The organism is Gluconacetobacter azotocaptans (assembly GCF_014174355.1).
Lineage (GTDB): Bacteria > Pseudomonadota > Alphaproteobacteria > Acetobacterales > Acetobacteraceae > Gluconacetobacter > Gluconacetobacter azotocaptans.
The window spans coordinates 1-8,511 of sequence record NZ_JABEQF010000033.1; the positions used below are offsets into that span (position 1 = coordinate 1).

Genomic DNA, 8,511 nt, shown 5'->3' on the forward strand with positions numbered 1-8,511 from the left:
ACCGCCAAGGCCGGTCTCCAGTTCCGCTTCGCTCCACCTCCGACCGACCTTGGCGACGGAGGTGCTTATGCACTAACAGTCACAGCGGACTACCCGGTGGGGGCTGCTCACATCCGGTTGAACATGCCCTTGTGCGTCCCGGCCGCCACTTCGACGAGATCGAGCCCCGAGTTGAGATACGTGCCGAGGTAGTCGAGCTCGTCGCCGAATACGGGCGCGACCCTCTGGATGCGCGCGCGGCCGATCAGGTAGTGCAGGAAGAACAGGGGACGATCAAGGATGTCGCTGCAGGTGCCCAGATCGGCGAGCGTCATCGTCGCTGGCTGCACCAGCGTGTCCGGGAGCCAGCCAGCACGCTTCAGCTCAACCTGGGCGGAGGCGAGTGTCGCGAAGTCGTCGAGCGTGACGGACAACCGGATGGTTTGCTCGATGTCGGCGGCGTCGATCCCCAAGCCGAGTGACGCCACGACTGCCATCGCCTCGACCTCGCCCTCGCCGGCGGCCCGCAGGATATCCTGGAGGCGTGCCGACTGGATCGCGGGTTCGACGAGCAGGTCCTTCACGTGCTTGCGCGCTGAGTTCACCGCGCCGCGGAGCGCAGCGTCAGTCAGGACCGCCGACTTGGCTTCGGCGATCACCACCACCTTGTCGACGGCGGCGATCACGTCCGTCTCGTAACGCACGCCCTTCCATGACCACTTCACACTGGGCAGCACGCGCGCGGTGGGCAGCGCGACGGAGATGAGACGCGCCGTCTCTTCCTCCAGATATCGCGCGCGCCGTCGCTCGAGCCGCCTCCCCAGCCCCGCCTCGGCAGCGAGTTCCCTAAGTAGGCCAGGCAGGAACCCGACGATGGTTTGGGGAAGGAAAAGCAGGAACTCTGCGCCGTCCCTTATAGCCGGCCGCTTCCATACGGGGTTGTCGAGAAACAGGTGCTCCGGCTCCTTCGAGCGGAGCACGCCAGGGACCAGGCCTATCGCGGCGAACACGCTCTCGACCACCTGTGTCGATATGCCGATCCGCGCGGCGAGATCGCCGGGATCGACCACAAACTCCAACATCAGCCCGGTCGATGCGTGCTCGTGCAGCATCATCCGCAACTGCCGAAGCGTCGTCTTGGGCGACAGCGAGGCCAGGAACTCCTCCGGGACGCCATCGACCCCGTCGTATCGCTCGAAGTAGGCGTGGACGATCGCCTTACGGGTACGGCCTCGCATGATGCCGTCGAGCAGGGTCAGCCGATCAGAGAGGCGTTGCTGGATCATGTTGACAAGACCGCTCGCGACATCGACGAGTTCGGTCGCCCCGAAGCCGTGGTGCGATCGGAACCCGTCGTCCAGCGGGGCGTGCAAGTCGCGCACGATGCGGACCATCTCGTCGTAAGAGCCCCAGTTGCGGATCATCTGCGTCTGGTCGCGTAGCCGTTCCTGGATGAGCGCCACCGCGAGACGCTCGGGATCGGAGCTGACCTTGTCGACCTCCAGCGCGCGACGGCGCTGGAACGCGGATGCCAGGGCCTTCAACTCGCCCATCATCTCTCCGATCTGCTGATACGACGCGCGTTCGACGCCCCATTCCCAGCGATCCATCCGCAGCAGGATCGCCTGGAGCAGCTCTACGTGGTGCTGCTCCAGGCCGGCGATGACCCCGTCGACGGCGACGCCATCAGGACCGGCCTTGTGGGTCATGCTCCAGCTCGAAATCGTCGCCAGGACGTGCGGCGGGAAGCAGGCACGCAGGATTTCCAGAATCCGCTCGAGGTGGCGCGGAAATGCCTCGATGGCGGCGTGCGCCTCGGCGATCGAGGCGGTCCGCAAGGCCTCGCGGTCGATGTCCCCGGCCTTGACCTCGCGGCCAGTCATCCCGGGCCTGCGGAAATGGATTTCGCCGAGTTCATCGATCTTAATATTCATCGCAGCCGCCTGCCGAACGAAGAAAGGGCCCTTCTGAAATCACCTTAAACTCATTTCCCACGTCATCGTCGAAGGTGAGCAGTGCGTTGCGGAACCGGTCCTCCAGCACCATCGGTAGCCGCGCGGCCGAGGGCGCCTGGGGAGAGATCGAACGGTTCAAGTTTACACTGCACGACCGAAGCTCATCCGTCGCGGCGTCGCGCAATCATCTCGAGCGCCACGTTCTCGATGTCGTGCTCGGCCACATCGGCCGCATCGACGACGTTGATGTCGCGCTTAAGGATCACGAGGTCGGTCAGGATGTCCGGCTGCCCCGCCGACAGGACGGCGGGGGCGAGCATGAAGCAGCCGGCGGCGCGGCGCTTGGAGAGGAACGTCTCGAGGTTCGTGTTGTCCGCCGGCTCCATGACGTGGACGCGGTTCACGGTCTGGTAGAGGACACCGCGCTCCCACGAACCATCGTCCGGTCGGCGGCTCGTGATCTGGACCGCGTAATGCGAGGCGGGGTAGCCGGGCAGGTTGCGGATGATCGACATGTTTATGTCGTGGTTCACGTCCTTCGTCCCGAACCGCTCCCGCCAACGCTCGAAGATCCGGCGGGCGCCCGCGGCGTTGGTGAACGTCAGCGCGAAGATCGGTGGCACATCGTCGCCGTAGCTCGCATACAGGATGCCCTTCCACCGCGCCTCGTCCCAGCTGTGGACATCGATCACCGACTGCACCTTCATGCCGCGGTGACGGCCAACGGTCGGACGCCCGTCGCCGGATTTCGGCCCAGCGAGAACGTCCTCATCATCGCCACCGCCCGCCGGCCGCTCCATGTCGGCCACTGCCGGACGGTCGCGCATCGGATAGTCCTTCACGGCTTGATCGAGGCGGACGACTGGCCGACCGACGATCCGGTGAAGCGCGCTCAGGGAGGCAAGGATGCTCGACACGCGATCGTGCGCGCTGCCTTTCGCGACGAGGCGCTCCATCGTGTCCTTGAGCTCGGGCAGGACGAAGGTCACCGCCATCGCCTCACCGACCACCCGCATCAGGAACGCCCCGACATCCGGCTGGCGTGCGAAATCCGAGACCGGGAGCGAGCGCGGCCACGCGACGAGCGAGCGCATCGCCTTGGGATCAGTCCGGACACTCGGCTCCTCCTCGTCGGTCTCGACGATGTCGACGCGGAACCGCTCGGTGTGCGCCCCGACACCGTCCTCGATCATCGTCGCCAGCATCGCCTCGAACGCCGCCACAACGGCCTGGGCGGTGACGGTCCCCGCATCGTCCCCGGGCGCAGCGACCTCGACGGTCAGGCCGCAGATGCAGGTCTCGATGACCTGTCCGGTGGGCGCGTTCAGGATCAGACGGCCGAAGAGCTGCCCGGAAACGGGCTGCGCCTTCATCAGCGCGAAGAACTCCCCAGCACGCCGCTCGGCCATCTCGTCCGGTATGCTCCCGTCCTCGCGAAGCGTGTCCTCATAGCCGAGGGCGTAAAGCAGGGCGATCCGCGACATCGGCAGCCCCGCCGCACTCAGCTCATCCGGAAGGGCGGAAAGCGAGCGGAGCTCACCGTCGTCCATGTTGAGGATGTTGCTACCGAAGGCGAGGTCGATCTCCTGCAGGCCCTCCGCGACGCGGTCCTTGGAGTCTTCGTCCAACGGCAATGTGCCCGACGACATCCTGAGTAGGCGGACCGCCAACAGCAGTTCGGGCACGAGGCGGAGCTGCAGGGCGATCCACGCCCAGATCTTGACCGTGGGGATGAAGCCGACCGGGAGATCGCTCGATTCCTCCCCCTCGGCCGCCAGCCCGGCGGCCGCCATCAGGATGGACGAGCGGGCCGCCCACAAGAGGTCGGCGCCGCGGTAGGCGATGGCGAGGTGCTGGTGCGCCTCGATGAGCTGCTCGGCATGCTCCCGCTTGGCGAGATGGACCGCCGCGCGGCCGAAGAGGCGGATGCGCTCGGACTTCTCGTCGTCATCGAGGTTGAGCGCCTGGCGGAGCAGGATAAGAGCGCCCTGTGCGTCCGACGTCCGCTTGGCGACGAAGTCGGCAAGGCGCTCACCGACGGCGCGGTAGGTCGGGTCGCGCCCCGCCGGCATGGCCACGACCTCGATCAGCCGTACCAGCCGGTCGGCGTCGAACTCCGCGAGCCCCGACGCCTCGTCCAGGATCGAGCCCAACTCCGACCAGACGCCCGGCAGTTCGTCCATCCGGCCCTCGGCGAAGTAGCGTCCGAGCCTGACGACTGCCAGCGATGTCCGCGCCTCCAGCTGATGGTTGGGCCGGTGCTCGTCGCGCGTCATGGCCACGAGGGCGGCCTCGAGTCGGTCCGAACGGGCCGACAGGTCCGCCTCCTTCGCCGCCTGCATGCGGTAGAGTACGGCGTTGACGAGCAGCTGGTGCAGCTGGACCAGGAACTCGATGTTGCGGGCATGGTCCGCGCCCAGCGCCTCGGCCTCGATGGTCCCATATCCGTCGGACACCGCCGCCGCGTCGTCGAACCACCAGAAGGCGGTCCAAAGCGCGTCGTGGCGGGCCTCCAGCTGCTGGCGCGCCGACCCGTGCTTGACCGCGAGGCGGATCGCCCGCGCGTGCCGGCCCTCGGTCTCGTGGCGCGGCAGCTCCAGGTTGCGCGACAGCTGGGCGGCAACTATCGCCTCGGTCACCAGTTGCCGCTCTATGCCTGCAAACGTCGACGGATTGGCAAGGCCGCGCTCGATGTCGTCGAGGCGGCGGCGCCTCGAATAGTCTTCCGGTCCCATGCGCATCGGGTCGGACACCATCCGCCCAACACCGAGGTAGTCGTGCGCGATGTCCTTGCGCTCGTGGTCGATCACCTCCTCGACGATCCAAGCGCGGTCGAGGATTTTCACCGGGATGCCGTGCGCCTGCTTGAGCTCAGCCTCGATGCGGGCGCGGTCGGCCGCGCGCGCCGGCTGGCTCGTGACGAAGTAGATGCGCTCTAGCTTACGGCCCGTGCCGGCGATCCCCTCGACGTCCTTCACGACCTTCCGCTTCCAGTCCTTCATGGCGCTAAATGCGAAGCCCCAGTCATCTCGACCAGGTCCGGGGCTGCCGATGTAAGTGAGGTCGGCGATCGCCTCCGCAACCGGGAACGTGTCGGCGTCCGTCTTGCCGTCGCCACCGCCCTCAGGCCCGCTCTGCGGGCGGATGTTGGGACAGATCACCCGCTGGCAGAGCTTGCGGCAGAATATCTCGAAACGCTGGTGCTCGTTGCGCGAGGTCATCGTCTCGAGCTGGAACTCGAGCATGGACCGGTCGAGGATGTAGAGCGGCCGGTTCACCGTGTCGGAATACAGCTCCGGCCGCAGCTTGCGCATGAACCCCGTAGGCGTCGGGCGTCCGGCCGCGGGCTCACCCGCGCCGTCTTTGATCCGGTCGTCGCTCATGCGAACGAATCTAGAACATACTGCGGTCTGAAACCAGTCCTGACAACGGACGCCGCCGCTGGCTGCAGCCTAAAACACGCCGACGTCCCGGGCGGCGCTGCGCCGGCATGCCCCGACCGATCCTGCACAAATCACTTCGCGACCAGATTGAGGTTCAGCGCCCCGCACTGGCACCGGACGCCGCCCTTGGGACCGCGCTCGGGCGTGACCGAATACATCTGCTCGCAAGTCGGGCACTCGAAGGAGGAGACGAGTGCGCGGAAGGCCGTGACGACCGGAGCAAAGTCGCCTTTCCCGAGGTCCGCCCAAGCGTTGTAGTGCACGCCGGTGTTCACCTGCCACTGATCGACGTTCGTCGCCTGCTTGGCCGCCGTGAAATCTGCCTCGCGCGCAACAATGGCCGCGACGACGTCGCTTTGCCCCCACGAGTTTGCGACGTCCTTCGCCTTCCTGAGCAGCTTCCCGAACTCACCGATCGCCGCGGGCATCGTGTCGCCGAGCATGAACTGGGCGTCCCCCCTGAACTCCACCGGCGCGCGCAGCCGATGGCAGGTCTCCGCCGCGTAGTATTCCAGGAAACGCCGCAGCATACCGGCGGCCTTGCTGACCTCGTTCAGGGCGAGATGGGCGTCGATCTCCTCCCACACCGACGCGTTCGTCCATTCCGTTGGTCCGGTCTCGACCGTCCAGGTCCGGAAGTGAGCTAGCCCCTTCGACTTGATGATGCCCTCGGCCCGCATGTGCCGCAGCCACACGTCGTCGTGCGTCGTGAAGATGAACTGCGTATCCGGAAACCGGTCTTTGAGCAGCGTGCAGACCTCGCGGCGGTGGCCCTTGTCGACCGACATGAGCACGTCGTCGAGCACCGCGAACGTGAAACCGGTGCCCAGCAGATGCTTCATCAACGAGAGGTACAGACACAGCCCCATCCCGTCCTGGTGACCCTCGCTGTGATAGGCGCCGGGCGGGAACTTGCCGCGGCCGTAGAAGTCGACGTCGAACGCCAGCTTGCCGATCGACGGGAGCAAGGCAGCGGTGAAGCCGGACTCGTCGTCACTGTTGATGACGCGGTAGCAGTCGGCGAACTCGTCCTGGACTTCCTCGTAGGTCCTCTCCAGCGCCTTCGTCGTCGTGTCGCCGAATATCTCGAAGGCCTTGGCGGAGCGCTCGGCCCTCGCCCTGCCGACGGCGAGCGCCTGACCGGCCCTGCGGAACTGGTCGAGCCGCTCCTGCCCGACCGTCAGGAAGTCGCGGGCCGCGTCCTGCACGCTGGGTTCCGGCAGGGCCGCCACCGCCGCGGACACCGTCCCGATCGCCGCATCCAGATCAGGCACGCTGTTGGCGACGCCCAGCACCGCCACCGTGTCTTTGATCGGGAGGAACGCCTCCAGCTGCCGGTAGCGACCCAGAAGCACCTGCTTGAAGTCGCCCAAGGCCTTCACCTCCAATGGCGGCGTGAACCCCTGCGAGTCCGTGATTGTGGCGGCGATCGCCGTCCCGGCCTCCCGGATCAGGTCCAGAACGGGCGCCACGCACTCCTGGATCGCGCGCTTCCGCGCGGAGATGTCCGCGAGGTGAGACAGCTTGCCCCGAAGATGGGCGACGAAGCCCTCCTCGTCGAACGCCTTGTCGCACACCGGGCAGTGCTCGCCATCGTAGAGGTCGAGCGCCGTCGTGAGCAGACCCTCTTCCTTCACGCCGCTCATCGACGACGGGTCGGTGGCCAACTCCGTCAGCGATGCCGCGATCGCCGCGCACTCTGCGGACACCGTCGAGGCGGTCAGGGCCGCGAGCGCCTCCTGTAGCGCAGCGATGTTCTCGACGGCCTGGACTTTGATGACGCGCGACCGGGCGCCACCTGTCCCGGTGGTCGCGAGTCCGTCGACGAGCGACGTGGTGGCAAGGAGGTCGTCGAGCGGACCAAGCCCCAGTATCGCCCGCCTTGGGTTGACCGCATCAAGTATCGCGGCTTTGCCGACCTGGGTCAGCCCGAGCGCGGTCCTGAGAAGCTGGGTTGCCTCGGCCTCGGACCGTTCGAGCGGCTTCAGCTCCCTCGCGTAGGCGTTCGCAATTTTCTGCAGCACCACCCGCAGCTTCTCAACGTCGCCGAGCTGGAGAAGGGCTTGGACCTCCTTGGCTCGGTCGCCTGGCTCGGACAGCACGAACCGTATGAGCTCGCGTCTCGACAGCACGAACTCGGGATGCGCCTTCACCTGCTCGAAGACCGCGAGGACGTCGGGATCGGCCGGCGTGATCGTCGGGGCGTTGAGACCCTTCACCGACCGGCGGATCGACGCCTTCTTGCCATTGAGCGAAGGGATGGTGACGTCGATCGTGACCGTCGCGAGATCGGGCTTGTTCTGCGAGTCCACGTGCGGACCGTGCTGTTTGACCGAAAGGGTGCCGGTGCCTCGACCCGACAGGCGCGAGATGTTCCCGGTGAGTCCAAACTCGATCGCGTCGACGATCCCGCTCTTGCCTGTCCCGTTCGGCCCGCAGGCGGCGAAGTTCTCGCCGTTAAGCATCAGCGTCAGGTCGCGGATGCCGCGGAACTCGCGGATCGAGATCTGCTGGATGCGGATCATTGCGAGTCCGGGAAGAGGGCGTTTCGTACAGCCAGCTCGGCGAACACGCCGTCGACCAGCACGAGCTTTCTGAGCTGCTCCGCACACTCGCCGAAGTCGTCGACCCGCGCGAGTTCGTCGAAGAAGGAAGACAAGACCGCGCCGGCGACGGTCGTCACGCGAATCTGCTCGCCCCCAGGTTCAAGCTGATCAGAAAGCTCCACGCTGTCTCAATCCACCCATCGCCGCCCCGCTGGAGTAGTCCACAAGATCAGCCTCCAAAGAATGTAACTTCGAAATACCTGATCAGCCAAGCGAGCACGGATTCAATCTTACCAAGAATGTGAACTTAGTCTGGGCCCTGATGACCCTGCCCCCAACATGCCCTCAGTTCTGAGTTAGGGTCTGTGGGTTGCTGTATGCCTTGTTGGCGTGTTGGGCGAAAGTCTCTGGCGTCATGCCATTGAGGCTGGTGTGGGGCCTGATGGCGTTGTAGTCGGCCCGCCAGGCGTCGATGACTGAGCAGCCCCCACCGGGTAGTCCGCTGTGACTGTTAGTGCATAAGCACCTCCGTCGCCAAGGTCGGTCGGAGGTGGAGCGAAGCGGAACTGGAGACCGGCCTTGGCGGTG

At 66.1% G+C, this 8,511-nt stretch carries 4 protein-coding genes and 1 pseudogene; all 5 read right to left on the reverse strand.

Annotated features, from left to right (window positions below; genetic code table 11):
- Window positions 1-107: 107 nt before the first annotated feature.
- Complete coding sequence (locus tag HLH34_RS18700; protein ID WP_183121077.1) at window positions 108-1,913, reverse strand: hypothetical protein; 1,806 nt, start codon at window positions 1,911-1,913, stop codon at window positions 108-110.
- Between the two features lie 182 nt (window positions 1,914-2,095).
- A complete protein-coding gene (locus tag HLH34_RS18705; protein WP_183121078.1) occupies window positions 2,096-5,317 on the reverse strand; it encodes an ATP-binding protein in 3,222 nt (1,073 codons plus the stop codon).
- A gap of 131 nt (window positions 5,318-5,448) precedes the next feature.
- The gene (locus tag HLH34_RS18710) at window positions 5,449-7,902 is read right to left on the reverse strand and encodes an AAA family ATPase (protein WP_183121079.1); all 2,454 of its coding nucleotides are present in this window, start codon (window positions 7,900-7,902) and stop codon (window positions 5,449-5,451) included.
- The gene (locus HLH34_RS18715; RefSeq protein WP_183121080.1) at window positions 7,899-8,105 is read right to left on the reverse strand and encodes a hypothetical protein; all 207 of its coding nucleotides are present in this window, start codon (window positions 8,103-8,105) and stop codon (window positions 7,899-7,901) included. Before HLH34_RS18715 ends, HLH34_RS18710 begins: the two co-directional genes overlap by 4 nt.
- A 163-nt stretch (window positions 8,106-8,268) precedes the next feature.
- Window positions 8,269-8,403, reverse strand: a pseudogene (locus HLH34_RS18720) (integrase core domain-containing protein); the annotation flags it as partial.
- Window positions 8,404-8,511 lie beyond the last annotated feature (108 nt).

What these genes read in the sequence shown, in the direction of transcription:
- HLH34_RS18700 (WP_183121077.1), bottom strand. Translation starts at nt 1,913, where the DNA reads ATGAATATTAAGATCGATGAACTCGGCGAAATCCATTTCCGCAGGCCC.
- HLH34_RS18705 (WP_183121078.1), bottom strand. Translation starts at nt 5,317, where the DNA reads ATGAGCGACGACCGGATCAAAGACGGCGCGGGTGAGCCCGCGGCCGGA.
- HLH34_RS18710 (WP_183121079.1), bottom strand. Translation starts at nt 7,902, where the DNA reads ATGATCCGCATCCAGCAGATCTCGATCCGCGAGTTCCGCGGCATCCGC.